Raw genomic sequence first — 16,926 nt, forward strand, 5'->3', positions numbered from 1 at the left:
AGCCCAGCTCGCGCAGCGCCATCCCCCGTTCCTCCGGCGCGCCGCGGGATGCGCGGAGCGTGGCGCGGTCGGCGGCGACCGCCAGCCCTCCCGCCGCAAGGATGCCGGCCAGGTGAAGGAAGGTCACCGCGCCCTGCACCACGGGCTGCTTCTCGTACAGCTCCGACCATGGCTTGGCGAAGGACGCCAGCGCTTCCACGAGTCCGACCATCAGTTCCTCCGCAAGGGCGGGAGCATGATCGCGTAGCCGACCAGCGTCGCGCCGATGGACGTGTACGCCGCGGCGCGGTGGGCGTTGCGGCGCGAGCGGTTGTCGCGAGCGCCGTTGGCCAGGAGCGCCGTCGCCGCGAACCCGCCGTCGGCCGCCAGCATCAGGAAGCCGTGGGCGAAGCGGCGCGTGCGGTCGTCCGGATCGTGCCGGCCCTCCCACAGGTTCAGCCCGCCCGTATACGTGTTCACCGCGAACAGCCCGCCCAGCGCGACGGCCAGCGGCCCGTGCGCGCTGTGTGCCCATCCCGGCGCGTCCGTGCCCTTGCGCGCCAACTGCTCGCCCGTGATGGCCTGCGCCGCGAAGAGCGGCAGCGTGGCGTAGCTGGCGAGGCGGTGGATGCGCAGCCGCTTGCCGTAGGCTTCCGAATAGTCCACCAGCTTCGGCCTCGGCACCGTGTCTCCTGGCGCGTTCGCCGCCGCCGGCCGGAACGGCGCGAGTGCCGGCTGGCCCGCGGCGAGCAGGCGGACGGGGGAGACGGGGGTCCCGCGGGCGGCTGCCCCGGCCGTGGCAGCGGCTGTCGTCGCGGCGGCCTGCGGCTCGGGCGGAGGGGCGGCATGGCCCGTGTCCGCTGCGGCAAGGGCCAGCACTGCGCAGGCGATGTGAAGCATGTGGCTCCCGCGTGTGGAGGATGGTGTGGTCCCGGCAGCCAGCCGCCCATGCCGCGGACGGGGTGAGGTACACGGGCGCGGCTTCGGTCGTTCCCCGCTTGCGGCCGGCTCGCGGGCCATCGTAAACCGTTGTACGGCAACGCGTCTGACGATGAGATGCGAGGTGCCGGATGGCGCCTTTGCCTGCCGGTCCGCTCCGTCTCCGACGAGTCCGGCCCCGCGTCCGTCACACGGGAGCACGGTGCCGGCCCGTACACGCCGAAGAGCCTTCCACGCCATCCGTGGGAGGCTCGCGGGGCGGACGGCACCCGCACGGCCCCTGCTCACGAGATCAGCCGCGCCATCGCGAACGCCGCTGCGGCGGCGATCTCCGCCAGCCCGACCCGTCAGCGCGATGCGTGGCGGGACGTCGTCGGCGGAGAAGGCGTCGGTGAGCCCGAACCGCACGGTTACGGCGTCGGATGTCCGATCACCACGGTCGCTCACGGCATTGGGGGCGGTGAAGCGCTTGACCGTGACGGCTGGCGGCGCTGGCGAACGCACAAAGGGCGCGGGGATGGTCTCCCCTGCGCCCTGTCGGTTTTACATCGGTGCCGGAAGCAAAAAGGGAGTATCCCTCCTCGCCACGTTCAAATTATAGCTCACCCCCCGGCTTGCGGGAAGGCCCGGGTCCGGGTGCAGAGTTGTCGGGCGAAAGTCCTCGGACGGGGCTCGAATCCGTGGAAACGGGAGGTACGAAATGGACTGCTACGTGCTGGATTTTCAGGAGATCGACCAGACGCAGGTCGCGGTCGTTGGCGGCAAGGCCGCGAACCTGGGGGAGCTTTCGCGGATCGAAGGCATCCGCGTGCCGGCTGGCTTCTGCGTGACGACGGAAGCCTTCCAGCGGATCATCGCGGAAGCGCCGTCGATCAGCGACCTGATCGAGCGGCTTTCCCGGCTGAAGCCGGACGACCGGGAGGCGATCCGCACGCTCGGCTTGGAAGTCCGTCGGATCATCGAAGGGATCGCCATCCCCGACGATCTGGCGGCGGCGATCATCCGCCCGCTCGCGCGACTCGGCGAGCAAGCCTACGCCGTCCGATCCAGCGCGACGGCGGAGGACCTGCCGACGGCCTCGTTCGCCGGCCAGCAGGACACGTATCTGAACGTCGTAGGGCGGGCGGCGATCCTCCGGCACGTCAGCCGGTGCTGGGCCTCGCTCTTCACCGACCGGGCCGTTACCTACCGCCTGCGGAACGGCGTGGACCACCGGAAGGTCCACATGGCCGTGGTCGTGCAGCGGATGGTCTTCCCGCAGGCGGCGGGCATCCTGTTCACGGCGGACCCCGTTTCGGGCAACCGGAAGGTCGCCTCCGTCGAGGCGAGCTTCGGCCTCGGCGAGGCTCTGGTCTCCGGCCTGGTGAACGCGGACGTCTACAAGGTGCGCGACGGCGAGGTCGTCGCCGGGGCGGTCGGCACCAAGCGGCTCGCCATCCTCGCCTCCCCGGCGGGCGGGACGCACGAACAGGCGATCGAGCCGGGGCGGCAGGAGCAGGCGGCGCTGACGGACGCGCAGGTCGTGCGGCTCGCGCAGATGGGCCGGCGGATCGAAGCGCACTTCGGCCGCCCCCAGGACATCGAATGGTGCCTGGCGGACGACGACTTTCAGATCGTCCAGAGCCGGCCGATCACAACGCTGTTCCCCATCCCCGCGGCCGGCGACGGCGAGAACCACGTCTACCTCTCCGTCGGCCATCAGCAGATGATGACCGACCCCATGAAGCCGCTGGGGATCTCCGTCTGGCAGCTGACGGCCATGGCGCCGATGCACGAGGCCGGCGGGAGGCTGTTCGTGGACGTCACGCGTGCCCTGGCGTCACCGGCGGGCCGCGCGGGGCTGCTGGGGATGGCGGGCAAGTCCGATCCGCTCATCGGGGACGCGCTGCAGACCATCATCGACCGCGGCTTCATCCCGTCGCTCCCGGACGCGGGTCCCGGCGGGCCGCCGGCGGGCGGCGCACCCGCACCGATCGAGACCGATCCGGCCATCGTCGCCGAGCTGATCGAGCGCAGCCAGGCTTCTCTCGCATCCCTGAAGCGCGACATCCGGACGAAATCCGGACCGGCGCTGTTCGACTTCCTCGTGGAGGCCTTTCAGGAGCACAAGCGGGTTCTGAGCGAGCCGCGCAGCATGCAGGCGATCATGGCGGGGATGGAGGCCACGTGGTGGCTCAACGAGCGGCTGCAGGCGTGGCTGGGCGAGAAGAACGCGGCCGACACGCTCACGCAGTCCGTCCCCCACAACGTCACTTCGGAGATGGGACTGGCGCTGCTGGACGTTGCCGACGTCATCCGGCCGCATCCGGACGTGGTGGCTTTCCTGCAACGCGCCGGCGACAACGAGGGCTACCTCGACGAGCTGCCCGCGCTCGCGGGCGGGCGGGAAGCGCGAGACGCGATTCAGGGCTGGCTCGACAAGTACGGCATGCGCGGCGTTGGCGAGATCGACATCACCCGGCCGCGCTGGAGCGAACGCCCCACCACGCTCCTGCCCATGATCCTCGGCAACGTCAGGAACTTCGAGCCGGGCGCCGGCGCGCGGCGCTTCGAGCAGGGGCGGCGGGAGGCGTGGAAGAAGGAGCAGGAGCTGCTGGCGCGCCTGCGGGCCCTGCCCGCCGGAGACGCGAAAGCCGAAGAGACCAAGCGGATGATCGACCGGGTCCGGACCTTCGCCGGGTACCGGGAATATCCGAAGTACGGCATCGTCAGCCGCTACTTCGTCTACAAGCAGGCCTTGCTGGAGGAAGCCGGGCGCCTCGTGCAGGCCCACGTGCTTCGTGAGAAGGAAGACATCTTCTGGCTCACGTTCCAGGAGTTGCACGACGCGGTGCGCACGAACCAGGTGGATGACCGGCTCATCCGCCAGCGCAAGGACGCGTTCCGTTCGTATCAGGCGCTCACGCCGCCCCGGGTGCTCACGTCGGATGGCGAGGCCGTCGCCGGGACGTACCGGCGCGACGATCTGCCGGCCGGTGCGCTGGTCGGCCTGGCGGTTTCCGCTGGGACGGTCGAGGGACGGGCCCGCGTGATCCTGGACATGGCGAAGGCGGATCTCGAACCGGGTGACATCCTGGTGACCGCCTACACGGACCCCAGCTGGACGCCCCTGTTCGTTGCGATTGCGGGATTGGTGACGGAAGTCGGCGGCCTTATGACCCACGGCGCGGTGATCGCGCGGGAGTACGGTCTGCCGGCCGTCGTTGGCGTGGAGCACGCCACCCGCCTGATCCAGGACGGCCAGCGCATCCGCGTCCACGGAACGGACGGGTACGTCGAGATCCTGCCCTAGCCGGGCCAACCCGAAAGGCGACGGGTGGTCCCACACACGGCATCCACAGGGGGAGGGCTCACCTGCGGCTGCCGCGATGTTTGCCCAGCGGCCTAACGATCAGTATTCAGCTGCGAGGTCCCGAGCGCAGCGAGGGCTTCATCAGCCGCAATATCCAAGTTGGCCGGCGCCCTACTTGTCAAGACGTCGTGGCGCCCTCCCGTGTGAACGTCTCACCGCGCTGAAGCTCACCGCCGGGCGAGGATGGCTGGGGTTCGACTACGCCTTGCGTACCGGGTAGCGCAGGTGGGTGACGCCGACGCCCTGGATCACCGTCGGGTTGCCGAGGACGGATGGCGTGCCGGAGAGGCGGTCGAAGAGTCGAATGCCTGAGCCGAGAAAGACCGCAGCGATGTCGACGCTGATCTCGTCGAGGAGCCCGGCATTCAGCAACTGCTGGATGGTGTCGGCGCCGTGGACGGCGACGGACTTCCCGCCGGCGGCGGCTTTGGCTTGGCTCATGGCGCTTTCGATGCCGTCGGTCACGAAGTGTACGGTCGAGTCGGGTCGCGGCCATCCGGCGGGGACGTGGTGGGTAAGTACGAATGCCGGTCCCCAAGCGTGATTTCCACCCCGGCCGTGGGCCTTGTCGAAGGTGCGCCGGCCGGTGAGCACGGAACCGAGTTCGGACCAGAGACCGCGAAGGTGGTCGGCGCTCGGCTCGGACACCTTGAACGTCATGGGGTCCGACCCTCCGGTGTGGAATTCGACGTCGCCCGAGCTCATGTACCAGTCGAACACTTCGGCCACGCCATCGTCGGGGTCGGCGACGTAGCCGTCGAGCGACATGGACATGATTGCGACAACCTTCGACATCGCATGCTCCTTTCGGGAGATGGAGACCGCGTCCGGGGGATCGTACGGAGTACGAAAAGAGCTTCGGTGTTCGGCGATCTCACCGCCCATCGTCAGCTTTTCGCGCGGTATCGAACGTGAACCATGCCGTTGCCGAACCTGCGCTCACCGAGAAGCTCGAGCTTCACCGGCACCTTGCCTGACAGATAGGGATTGCCGCTGCCAATGATGATCGGCGCGATCAACAGGTGAAATTCGTCGACGAGGCCGGCTCGTATGGCATGCGCCGCGAGCGCCGAGCCGCCCACTTCGACATCGCGTGTCGCTGCTGCTTTGAGCTCCCGTACAGCTTCCGCGTCGAATCTGCGCTCGAGCCGCGTCCTGGCCGTAGAGACCGTCTGCAGCGTCGTCGAGTACACGACCTTCTCAGCCGCCTGCCAGATCGATGCGTACTCCAGAATGGCCGGTGTCAGAGGGGGCAACACCTCCGGTGTCTCCCAGACGGACATCGTCTCGTACAGCTTGCGGCCAAAGAGATAGGTGCCGATCTGCCTCTCGCGGCTGATAACGAAGGCGGCCACTTCCTCATCTGGCTCCGTCCAATCGAAGTTGCCGGTTTCATCCGCGACATAACCATCGAGCGACATGACCGCGGAGTAGATCAGTTTGGCCATCGTGCAACCTCCGTCAGTCGATTCCAGCGATCAACAAGAGGCCGGCCACTCTCCCGCGGAGAAGCCTGGGCCAACCTGGGTCGGGGACGCGACAAACCCCTCCGAAACGGGGAAAATGGTTCGTGGCTTATCACGGGCAACCGGTGAGCGGGCCCAAACCGCGCCCGCAGCCGAGTTGCCATGAAACCTGTCACGCGCGCCGCTTCGGGGCGGCAAATCCGTGGCTGTGGACGACGAGCGTGAGCCTTCGAGACCGCCTCGCCCACGTCTCCGAAAGTCACGTCCCCCCATACCATTCGTAGCCCTGGTCGCTCCAGTAGCCGCCGTTGCGGTGGGGGAGGAACACGATCTTGGTGAGGTATTTGGTGTTCTTGTAGCCGAGCTTGACCGGCGAGTGCACGCGGGCCGGGGCGCCGTGGTAGGCCGAGAGCGGCTTTCCCTCGTGCCCGTAGGCGACCAGCGTCTGCGGGTGCAGGGCACTCTCCAGGTCCCAGCTCTCGTGGTAGCCGGCATCGAACGATTGGAAGTCCACATACACAGCGTCGGGATTCAGTCCGGCCATGCGCGCCAGCTCGCTCACGCGCACGCCGGTCCACTGCGTGCGCGCCGTCCATCCCTCCACGCAGTAGTGGTCCACGCGCTGGGTCACGCTCGGCAGCCGCGCCAGGTCCGCCGCGGAGAGCCGCAGCGGGCGCTTCACCGCGCCGGATACCTCCAGCGCCCACGCGCCGCGCTGGGCCTCGTTCCACACGGGCACGCTGGGCGAGACGAAGTACGCGGGGAATGCGTTCCCGGCCAGGCGCGCGCCCGCCGCCTCGTCCATCGACGTGTGGCGGAAGAGGGCGCGCTCCACCGCCTCGTTGCGCCGCTCGGCCCAGCGCAGCACGCCCAGCGCCGCCTTGGGACCCCTGCTGTCGCACGCCGCCAGGAAGGCGGCGGACAGGCCCGCCGCGCCCGCGCCCAGGAACCGCCGCCGGTCCATCATCGCCCCGCCTCCTTCGCGGCCGCCCCGCGCGACCGGGGCAGCAGGTGGTAGAACGGCCGCCCGTTGCGCTCCTCGGGCGAGAGCGACGGGTCGTAGCGGCCGGTGAGCATGGACCGCAGCGAGTACGGGTCCACGGCGAAGACCATGAAGACGTGGCCCAGCGCCAGGATCACCAGCAGCGACATCACCACGAAGTGCCACCAGCGCGCCCACACGTAGCCGCCGAACAGCGCCGTGAGCGGCGCGAGCTGCACCGGCTTCCAGATGGCGAGGCCGGTGAGCACGGCCAGGACGCCCACCAATGGCATGGCGAAGTACGCGCCCTTCTGCAGCGCGTTGTGCTTGCCCTGGCGCGGGTGGTCGCGGCGCGCGAAGAGGTAGAACCTCACCATCTGCCATGCGTCGCGCGGGTCGTTGCGGCGAGGCGCCAGGTCGCGCCACTCGCCGTGCAGGTAGATGAACGCCAGGTAGATCAGGCCGTTCACCGCCAGCACCCACATCATCGCGAAGTGCCAGTTGCGCGCGCCGCCCAGCCACCCGCCGAAGGTGAGCGCGCGGGGGATCGGCTTCCCCGCCCACGGATAGCAGCAGAAGCTCTCACCTTTGCGCGCGAACGCCGGGTACGCGTTGAAGATGCGCAGCCCGCTGCCCACCATCACCGCCAGCGCCACCGCGTTCACCCAGTGCGTGAGCCGCACGACCCAGTGATGCCGCTTCCGGGGCCGCGCCCCGCCGTCGCCCCCGGCACCCTCGGCCGGCGGATGGTAGATGGGGACCGCCGAGACCGCCTGCATCCCCAGCGGCGGATCGGCGAGCGCGGAGGCGGACGGCAAGGAATACGACGCCGTGGGATGCGGCGCGGTGGGATGCGTGAAGGGGGCGGCTGGCTCGACTAGATCCGGCCGCGTCGGATCGGGAGACGCCTCCAGGGGCGGCGTGTCCGGCGCGGGCTCGTCCGGCGGCGGGGGATGGTCGGGAGATGCGGTCATGGGATCCGCCTCGGGGCGAGGGGCGGCGCGGGCGCGCCGGGAGGAGAGCGTCGTCGTCGGATGCGTGGACGGACGAGGTGACGACAGCATCATAACGCGCCGGGATGCCGTCGCACAGTCGCTCGTCTTCTCGCCCGAGAAGTGTGGGAGCGCACCCGTTCACTCCATCTTCCCTGGATGAGCGGCGCATCGTCAGCGAAGATACGAGGCCGCGGAAACGAGTGCGCGCTGGCAGTCGCGATGCCTGTTGACCCGTCGCCATCGTCCGACAGATCTTGTCGTGGCCGATGGCGATCCACCGCTCGGCCGCGGCGCCGCGGCGGCAGGCGCTCGCATCCACGTGCGCGTACGAGCCGTGGGACGCATCTTGCGCGGTCACCCGGAACCACCCGCCGGACCCGGGACCTTCGCCACGGGAAACCCCCCAGGGATGATCGAGAAAGTGCACCAGGCTGTGCCCGCGGAGCAGCGCGTGGAGCACCCGCTCGGCGACGACCCGCTCTTCGGCGGGCCGGGAGAGATGCGCGCCCTCTGCCGCGCGTTCGACTGGGCGGCCACCCCGCTGGGCCCCTCGCGCTCGTGGCCGCAGACGCTGCGCACCACCGCCGGGATCGTCCTCGCATCGCGCAACCCGATGTTCCTGTGGTGGGGGCCGGAGCTGATCCAGCTCTACAACGACGCGTACCGCCCGTCGCTGGGCGAGGACGGCCGCCACCCGCGCGGGCTGGGCATGCCGGGGCGCGAGTTCTGGACCGACATCTGGGAGACGATCGGCCCCCAGATCGGGCAGGTGATGAGCGGCGGCCCCGCCACGTGGCACGAGGACCAGTATCTCCCCATCCAGCGCAACGGGCGGCTGGAGGACGTGTGGTGGACGTACAGCTACAGCGCGGTGCACGACGAGGACGGCGGGGTCGCGGGGACTCTCGTGGTCTGCCAGGAGACCACGCAGCGGGTGCTGGGCGAGCGCGAGCGCGACCGCCTGCGCGCCGAGACCGCGCGCGCCGAGCGCCTGGCCGCGCGCATCCTGGAGCGGGTGGCCGACGAGCACCTGACCATGGACTCCCAGTTCCGCATCCTCACGCTGAACGCGGCGGCCGAGCGCGCGCTGGGCGTGACCCGCGGCCAGATGTGCGGCAAGACGCACTGGGAGGCCTTCCCCGCCTCGGTGGGCACGGTGGTCGAGGAGACGTACCGCAGGGTGGCGGCCGAGGGGACCGAGGCGCACGTCACCCACCACTACCTGGGCGAGGGCTACGACCGCCACCTGGAGATCGACGCCTACCCCACCGGCGAAGGGGGTGTCGCCGTCTTCTGGCGTGACGTGTCGGCGCGGGTGCACGCCGAGCGGGCGCTGGAGGAGAGCGCGGCCCGGCTGCGCGCCACGTACGACGGCACGTACGAGTACATTGGCCTGATCTCGCCCGACGGGACGGTGATGGACTGCAACCGCGCCTCGCTGGCCTTCGCGGACATGGAGCGCGAGGACGTGGTGGGCCGGCCGTTATGGGAGACGCCGTGGTTCACGCACACGCCGGGCGCCCCCGAGCTGCTGCGCGGGTGGGTGGCCCAGGCGGCCGCGGGCGAGTTCGTCCGGCACGAGGCCGCGCTCCGCCGCCCCGGGGGCGAGGTGCTGGTCTTCGACTTCTCGCTCCACCCCGTGCGCGACGAGCGGGGCCGGGTGGTGCTGATCGTCCCCGAGGGGCGCGACATCACGGAGCGGCAGCGCTCCGAGGCGGCGCTGCGCGCGAGCGAGAGCCGCTACCACACGCTCTTCGAGTCGCTCGACGAGGGCTTCTGCGTCCTGGAGGTCATCTTCGACGGCGGCGGCCGGCCGGTGGACTACCGCTTCATCGAGGCGAACCCCGCGTTCGTGGCGCAGACGGGCCTCACGGACGCCGTGGGCCGGCGCGTGCGCGAGATGGTGCCGGACCAGGAGGCGTTCTGGTACGAGACGTACGGCCGCGTGGTGCTCACCGGCGAGGCCACGCGGTTCGAGGCCCCGGCCCAGGCGCTGGGCCGCTTCTTCGACGTGTACGCCTTCCGCATCGGCGAGCCGGGCGAGCACCGGGTGGCCGTGCTCTTCAAGGACGTGAGCGCGGCGCGGAAGGCCGCGGCCGAGCGGGAGCGGCTGCTGGAGGCCCTGGAGGTGGAGCGGGCGCGGCTCCGGGAGGTGTTCCGCCGCGCGCCCAGCTTCATCGTGGCCTTCCGCGGCCAGGGGCACGTGTACGACTTCGTCAACGAGGCGTACTACCAGCTCGTGGGCCACCGCGAGATCATCGGCAAGCCCCTGCTGGACGCCATTCCGGAGATACGCGGCCAGGGGTTCGACGCCATCCTCGACCGCGTCCTGGAGACCGGCGAGCCTTGGGTGGGCCGCGAGACGCCGGTGCTGCTCCAGCGGACGCCGGGCGCGCCGCTGGAGCCGCGCTACCTGGACATGGTCTTCCAGCCGCTCGCCGAGGCAGACGGCACCCGCTCGGGCGTGGTGGTGCACGGGTCCGACATCACGGCACAGGTGCTGGCCCGCCGCGACGTGGAGCGGCTGCTGGAGGTGAGCGAGCGGGCGCGCGCCGACGCCGAGGCCGCGCGGGCCGAGGCGGAGGCGGCCAACCGCGCCAAGGGCGAGTTCCTGGCGGTGATGAGCCACGAGCTGCGCACCCCGCTCAACGCCATCGGCGGCTACGCGGAGCTGATGGAGATGGGGATCCGCGGGGCCGTCACGCCCCAGCAGGCCGAGGATCTGCGCCGCATCCAGCAGAGCCAGCGCCACCTGCTGGGGCTCATCAACGAGGTGCTCAACTACGCCAAGCTGGAGACGGGCACCGTCCACTTCGAGGTGGAGGACGTGCGCATCGGCGAGGCGCTCGCCGCCGCCGAGTCGCTGGTCGCGCCGCAGGCCCGCGCCAAGGGGCTGGCGCTGGTGGTGGAGGCCCCGGCGCCCATGCTGGCCGCGCGGGCCGACCCGGAGAAGCTGCGCCAGGTCCTGGTCAACCTCCTCTCCAACGCCGTCAAGTTCACCGACGCCGGCGGGCGGGTGGAGATGTCCGCCGGCCGCGAGGGGGACCGCGTGTGCGTGACCGTGGCCGACAGCGGGATCGGCATCCCGGCCGACAAGCTGGACGCCATCTTCGACCCGTTCGTGCAGGTCCGCGCCGACCTCACGCGCCCGCACGAGGGCACGGGGCTGGGCCTCGCCATCTCCCGCGACCTGGCGCGCGGCATGGGCGGCGAGCTGTCTGCCCAGAGCCGGCCCGGCGAGGGGAGCACCTTCACCCTCCGCCTCCCCGCGGCGTCGATCACCTAGCCCGGTCCTCGTTCGGGTTTCCCCCGGCCTTTCCGTAGACGGAGCCACGGCTCTCGATGGCTCTCGGCCGATTGAAGGGTCGGTCGAGAACCGCTTTGGCGCATCGGCATCGTTCAGCAGCTCCAGCCGGTGCCGGTGGATCGGCGTTGGACGTGCACGCCGTCGTCTCGTCGTACGTGATGGAAGATGCGGGGACGGCATCGTGCCTCCCCCGAGATGCCGTCACGCGCCGGCGGTCGTCGCCGGGAGAAGCACGGAAGCGCGATCATCGCTTCGTGTTCGGTCGATGAGCGGCGAACCTCGGCCATCGATGGGGATGCGGAACGACGAAGCGCCGGCGGTCGCGATGACCGCCGGCGCTTCATCATCTACCTACCCGACATCCATCTACCTACCCCGCACCCATCTACCCATCTACCTACCCGGCGGATGCTACGGCGCGGGGGCGGTGGCGGGGCCGGAGACGCCGGTGAAGCCGTCGAACGAGACGTTGGCCGGCTCGTACGTATAGACGCCCAGCGCGCCGGTGGGGATCGCCGAGTCGACGCCGATCACCATCCAGCCGGACGGCTCGGGCGTGCCGTCGGCCCACACCTTCCCCTGCATCATGCTGCCCGATGCGCGGAACCGCATCCAGTACCACGTGTTCGTGCTGCTGGCGAAGTGCGTGGACGTCATGAACATCCACCCGCCGTTCAGGAAGCGGTCCATCTCGATCTCGCCCGCGGCGGGGCGCAGGTAGAGCACGTAGGCCGACTCGCTGCCGTTGGTCATGCGGTGGCGCACGGCCAGGCCGGGGCCGTAGCCGTTGGCGGCGTCGAGCTTGATCTTGACCAGCGCCTCCTGCTCGCCGCCGTCCACGTTCACGTTGTCGGCGCGGAAGATGTGGCGCGCCGTGACGGTGGTCGCGCCGCGCAGCACCTTCCCGTCGCTTGCGGTGGCGTCCGCCTCCACCGTCCACGCGGACCCGAACGGCGCGGAAGAGGCCGTCCATCCGGCGGGCTGCGCGCCCACGGCGTCGCCGCCGAACGTGGTGCTCCACACCTGGCTGAGCGGCGCCGGCGGAGCGGCCGTCACCACCACCTTCACCGTGTCCGCCAGCGTGCCGCCCTGCACCGTGGCGATGGCGCGGTAGGTCCCCGCGGCGGATCCGGCGGTGTACGTGCCTGCCGCGCTCACCGTGCCGCCCGTGCCCGTCCACGACAGCGACACGGGCACGCTGTCGCCGTTGGCCAGCACGCCGTAGCCCGCGAGCTGGACGGTCGCGCCCGACGTGGCCGAGGACGAGTCCGGCTTCGCCACCACCTGCGCCAGCGTGGCCGGCGGCGGTCCGGCGGAAGGCGTGGGCGCGGTGCCGCCCTGCGTGGCGGCGCTGAAGGCGTCGAAGTCGACCGTGTTGGGCTCGTACAGGTAGACGCCCACGGAGCCGGCGCCCAGCGAGCCGTCGCCCGTCTGCACGGTCCAGCCGCCGGGCTCGGGCGTGCCGTCGGCCCACACCTTCGCGCGCAGCGAGCTGCCGATGGCGGCGAAGCGCATCCAGTACCAGGTGCCCGGCGTGTTGGGGAACGGCGCGGCGCCCACCCATCCCCAGGCCCCGCCCACGAAGCGGTCGATCTCGATCTCGCCCGTGCCCGAGCGCAGGTAGGCCACGTAGGCGTTCTCGGCGCCGCCGCTCATGGTGTGGCGCACGGCCAGGCCGGGGCCGTAGCCGTCGTCGTCGCCCATGCGGAAGCGCGTGAGCACCTCCTCGTCGGTCGTCGCGTCGGGAACGCTGTCGAAGCGCAGGATGTGGCGCGCGATGTTGCCCGCCACCGCCCGCAGCACCCGCCCGTCGGGCACGGAGGGGTCCGGCGCCAGCTGCCAGGTCATGTTCCCCGGAGCCGACGTGGCCGTCCATCCCGCGGGCGCCGTCCATCCGGCTCCGGCGGAGAACGTGGTCACCCACGTCTGCCCCACCGGCGGCGGCGGCGCCGGCGACACGTCCACCGACCACGTGTCCCACTGCATCACGCCGTTGTCGTGGTTCGCCACGCCGGGCCTGCCCGACGGGTATCGCGTGTCGAAGGCGTCTATGCCCCAGGCTCCCGGCTCCAGCACGTCGCGCGGCCACACGCGCGCCCGGATGTGGCCGCCCGTGGCCACCAGCCGGACCTTGTACCACGCGTTCATTTCCCAGCTCAGCGGCAGGTCGGCGAGCTGCTGGTACGCGCCGCCGGCCCACGTGGCCAGCACCACGCTGCGCACGCCGGCCGCCTGGTTGTCCACGAAGTACAGCGCGTAGCCGTGCTCGTCCGGCGCGGTGCCGCCCATGCGCACCGCGGCCGAGCCCAGGTAGTAGAGCGAGGTGCCGCCGCCCAGCGAGCGCACGCGGAAGTCGGTGAGCACCGACTGGTCGCCCACGTCGCCGAAGCCGTCGAAGCTCAGCCCCCAGCGGTTGCGCGAGGCGCCCACGCTATTCCACTCCAGCAGCTGCCCGCCCGTGGCCGACGGGTCCGTCACGACCTTCCAGAACGCCGCCGGGTCCCACTGCTGCGACCACCCCGCCGGCTGCGGGCCGGCGGCGTACGGGCTGAAGTCGGTGGCGAAGGTGCTGCCGGTGGGCGCGGGCGGCGGCAGCGGCGCCACCTCGGCGCGCCGGTAGGTGCGCGCCAGCCACGACTGGTAGCCCTGCTGGGCCAGCAGCGTGCCGAAGCCGCCGGCGTTCATCACGTCGTCGTACGCGCGGAAGTAGCGCGTCTTCAGCGCGACGTCCGCGGCGGAGAGGTTGGCGGGGCGGGTGGAGATGTTGTAGTCGGCGTACCACCACAGGCTCCAGCCCGCGCCCGTGCCCGCGGCCTTCACCGCGTCGCCCACGGCCGAGTGGTCGGCGTGGTCGCCGGGGTTGAGCGCGCGGTCCCAGTCCGGCGCGTGCACGCGGGGCTCGGGCAGCCCGCCGCTCTCCAGCTCCACCAGCGCGCGCAGGGTGCCGGTGAGGTCGCCCCAGGTGGCGTAGGCGGTGCTGCCGTCCATCGCGGCGAGCGCCGTGCCCTGGTCGCGCAGCAGCTCCATGCTGCCGTGGCCGAAGCCCAGCCCGTCGCTGTTTCCGTCCGGCAGGCGCAGGTAGTAGGCGACCACCTTGCCCTTGGCGCAGCGCCGCAACGCGTGCGCGTTCACGGGCTGCACCGCGCACGCCCACGCCCCCGCGCCCGCCAGCGAGTCCGCAGACGCCTGGGCCGCCCGCTCGCGGGCGTGCCAGTACGCCGTGTCGTTCCCCGCGTCGCCCGCGGTGGCGTACACCAGCACCACGTGGTCGTCGCCCGGCAGCGCCGCGGCCACGCGGTCGCCCATGAAGAGCTGCCAGTCGTCCTGGTGCCCGTGGATGAACACGTCCACCGCGGCCGTCGTGACCGCGCGCGCCGCCGGGCCCCCGGCGGAGGGACCGCGCGCGCCCAGCGGCTGGTCGTCGCGGCAGGACGCCAGCAGGCCGCCCGCGACGGCGATGGCCAGCGCGAGGGCGCGCGCACCCCGGCGGTGCACCCGCGCGGCTGGGTGGGCGGGGCGGACGAGGCGAGTGCGCATCTGCGGGACCTCCTGCGGGGGAAGACGGTGGGCCCTCCCGCGTCCCCGGCGGCGGGGAAACGGGCGGCGTGCTTGCGGGAGCGCCGGCCTGGGGCGCACGCCTGCACCCGGCAAGTGCGGGGCGCGGCGCGGCCGGCGGGGGAGCGTGCCTACCTGGTTGCTGTCGGGAGAGTTACGGAAGACGGCGGGAAATGCGGGTGCGGCTTCTCGTGGCCGAGCGCCCCCACCCGTGGCGCGGGCGCACCATCGCGACCCGCCGCGGGCGGCTCGGCCTCGAGCACGGCGTCGACCACGTTCACGAACAGCTCGCGCGCGGCGGGGAGCCGGGCGAGGAAGTGCAGCCCCTTCACGCAGCGGTAGTCGCGGCGCACGAAGCGCAGCCCGCTGCGCGCCGCCACTCGCTCGAAACGCCGCAGGGTCATGCGGTTGAGGCCGGACTCCACCTCCTCGTACCGCCGCGCGCCGTCGGAGCGGTAGCGGGCGCGCACCGCCATCACCGTGCGCTCGCTGAACAGCAGGTTCACCCACGGCACGCGGGTGAAGAAGTGCATGTGGCTGCCCGACGGCGCCATCCACGGCGGCCCGAACGTCACCAGCAGCCGCCCGCCCGGCGCCAGGGCGGAGCGCATCGCCCCCAGCACCGCGGCGGGGTCGCCGAAGTGCTCCATCGCGTTCTGCGAGATCACCGCGTCGAACGTCCCCTCGCCCTCCTCCGGCACGGCGGCCGCGAAGGCCAGGCGGTGCGGCCCCAGCCCCTCGCGCCGGGCGAGCGCGCGGGCGCCGTCCAGCACGCGTGCGTTCGTGTCCACGCCCAGCACGTACGCCGCGCCCTCGCGCGCCAGCGCCGCCGCCTGGAAGCCGCTCCCGCAGCCGAAGTCCAGCACCCGCTTGCCGCGGATCCAGCGGTCCAGGTCCGGGAAGCTGCGCCGCAGCGGCCCCAGCGCGTTCTCCACCGTCCACGGGTCCAGCGCCTCCGCGTAGTCGCCGGTGGATGCGGGGCGCGAGAGGGCGAGGAGGATGCGCTCGGCCGGCCTCATGCCACCGGCTCCGCGTGGAGGTCGTTCAGATGCGAGACGGCGGCGGGGCGGGGGAGAGGACCGGCGTAGAGCGACTCGTACGCGGCGACCATCGTTTCCAGCGAGAAGCGCTCGGCCACGCGGGCCCTCGCGGCCCGGCCGTCCGCCTCCCGTGCGCGCGCATCCGCCAGCGCGGCGGCCCAGGCGTTCGCCAGTGCTTCGGGGTGTGCGGGTGCGACGAGCCGGTGCCGGAGGCCGGTGCCGAGCACCGCCGCGTTGCCGCCCACGTCGGTCACCACGGGGCAGATGCCGGCGCTCATCGCCTCCAGCAGGCTCACGGACGTGCCCTCGCTGTGCGACGAGAGGGTGAAGACGCCGAACGCCGCGTGCAGCGCGTGCACGTCGTCGCGCCATCCCAGGAACCGCACGCGGTCGCCGATCTCCATCGCCCGTGCCAGCTCCTCCAACCTTCCGCGCTCCGAACCGTCGCCGGCGAGGACGAGCACCGGGCGGGGGCGCGCATCGTCCGAGCGGTGGACGAGGGATGCCATCGCCCGCACCATCACGTCGTAGCCCTTGACCGGCTCCAGCCGGCCGATGCTGCCCAGGATCGGCGCGTCGGCCGGGATGCCGAGCTCGGCACGGAGGGCGGAGCCGTCGCCGCCGGGGCGGAAGGCGTCCACGCCCACGCCGTTGGGAACGGCGACCACTCGCGCGCGGCCGCCGGTCACGCGCAGGCGCAGGTGCCGGGCGAGCGCGTCCGACACGGCCACCACCACGTCCGTCCGGCGCGAGGCGGTGCGGTCGATCAGCCGGTCCGAGAGCGGGTCGGGGAAGCGGCGGCCGTGCTCCGTGTGCACCACGCGCGGCACCCCGGCCATGCGCGCCGCCGTCGCCGCCTTCAGCCACACGCCGCTGTGGCTGTGCACCACGTCCGGGGCGATTCGGGCGATCTCGCGCGCGAGCGCCGCCGGGCGCAGGAGCGACCATCGGGGCAGCGGCCCGCACAGGTGCACGCCCGCCACGCCCGCGATCTCCCGCCCGAAGCGCCCCACGTACTGAAGGCAGAGCACGTGCGGCTCGAAGCGCTCGCGGTCCACGCGCCTCGCCATCTCCGCGATCAGGCGCTCCATCCCCCCGTAGTTCAGGTTCTGCACCACGTGCAGCACCCGCGTTCGGCGTGCGCTCACGGCTCTCCTCTCCCCTGCGGCATCGTGCATCTATCGAATCTCAGGCTTGCGACGGATCGGCTCCGGCGATTCGGAACGGACGTAGATGAGCACGGCGGTGGATCGAGAACGGCAGTGGATCGTTCAGCAGCGGACGAACGGTCTGGCGATGAACCTCGGAAGA

At 71.8% G+C, this 16,926-nt stretch carries 11 protein-coding genes; 2 read left to right on the forward strand and 9 right to left on the reverse strand.

The genetic code is table 11. The features are described from left to right. Both VFE05_18385 and VFE05_18390 read right to left on the reverse strand, forming a co-directional pair. The coding region (locus VFE05_18385; protein ID HET6232048.1) for a hypothetical protein at positions 1–211 on the reverse strand (211 nt) is incomplete at its 3' end. Beyond that, positions 211–879, reverse strand: coding sequence for a hypothetical protein (locus tag VFE05_18390; protein ID HET6232049.1), 669 nt, complete (start codon positions 877–879; stop codon positions 211–213). The genes VFE05_18390 and VFE05_18385, both read right to left, overlap by 1 nt. 739 nt (positions 880–1,618) lie before the next feature. Here VFE05_18390 and rph point away from each other — a divergent pair. Then, a complete protein-coding gene (gene rph / locus VFE05_18395; protein HET6232050.1) occupies positions 1,619–4,210 on the forward strand; it encodes a rifamycin-inactivating phosphotransferase in 2,592 nt (863 codons plus the stop codon). Positions 4,211–4,468: 258 nt separating this feature from the next. Here the strand turns inward: rph and VFE05_18400 are convergent, their stop codons facing one another. The 4 genes from VFE05_18400 to VFE05_18415 all read right to left on the reverse strand — a co-directional run bounded on the left by VFE05_18400 (position 4,469) and on the right by VFE05_18415 (position 7,692). Beyond that, positions 4,469–5,065: a dihydrofolate reductase family protein gene (locus VFE05_18400; protein ID HET6232051.1), complete on the reverse strand. Its 597-nt coding sequence runs from the start codon at positions 5,063–5,065 to the stop codon at positions 4,469–4,471. Positions 5,066–5,157: 92 nt separating this feature from the next. Next, the gene (locus tag VFE05_18405; protein ID HET6232052.1) at positions 5,158–5,718 is read right to left on the reverse strand and encodes a dihydrofolate reductase family protein; all 561 of its coding nucleotides are present in this window, start codon (positions 5,716–5,718) and stop codon (positions 5,158–5,160) included. 277 nt (positions 5,719–5,995) lie between these two features. Continuing rightward, positions 5,996–6,703 (reverse strand): molybdopterin-dependent oxidoreductase, encoded by a 708-nt coding sequence (locus tag VFE05_18410; protein ID HET6232053.1) that lies wholly within the window; start codon positions 6,701–6,703, stop codon positions 5,996–5,998. Then, positions 6,700–7,692 carry a cytochrome b/b6 domain-containing protein gene (locus VFE05_18415; GenBank protein ID HET6232054.1) on the reverse strand — a complete coding sequence of 331 codons (993 nt, stop codon included), beginning with the start codon at positions 7,690–7,692 and terminating at the stop codon, positions 6,700–6,702. The genes VFE05_18410 and VFE05_18415 overlap by 4 nt, the downstream gene beginning before the upstream one ends. Before the next feature lie 430 nt (positions 7,693–8,122). Here VFE05_18415 and VFE05_18420 point away from each other — a divergent pair, with 430 nt between their 5' ends. Then, positions 8,123–10,999 carry a PAS domain-containing protein gene (locus VFE05_18420; GenBank protein ID HET6232055.1) on the forward strand — a complete coding sequence of 959 codons (2,877 nt, stop codon included), beginning with the start codon at positions 8,123–8,125 and terminating at the stop codon, positions 10,997–10,999. Between the two features lie 432 nt (positions 11,000–11,431). On the opposite strand, the gene VFE05_18425 is transcribed toward VFE05_18420, so the two are convergent. From VFE05_18425 to VFE05_18435, 3 genes are all read right to left on the reverse strand, one after another. Then, positions 11,432–14,557: a hypothetical protein gene (locus VFE05_18425; GenBank protein ID HET6232056.1), complete on the reverse strand. Its 3,126-nt coding sequence runs from the start codon at positions 14,555–14,557 to the stop codon at positions 11,432–11,434. Positions 14,558–14,706: 149 nt separating this feature from the next. Then, positions 14,707–15,594: a class I SAM-dependent methyltransferase gene (locus VFE05_18430; protein HET6232057.1), complete on the reverse strand. Its 888-nt coding sequence runs from the start codon at positions 15,592–15,594 to the stop codon at positions 14,707–14,709. Beyond that, a complete protein-coding gene (locus VFE05_18435; GenBank protein HET6232058.1) occupies positions 15,591–16,763 on the reverse strand; it encodes a glycosyltransferase in 1,173 nt (390 codons plus the stop codon). Before VFE05_18435 ends, VFE05_18430 begins: the two co-directional genes overlap by 4 nt. Between the last annotated feature and the right edge of the window lie 163 nt (positions 16,764–16,926).

This window comes from Longimicrobiaceae bacterium (assembly GCA_035696245.1).
GTDB lineage: Bacteria > Gemmatimonadota > Gemmatimonadetes > Longimicrobiales > Longimicrobiaceae > DASRQW01.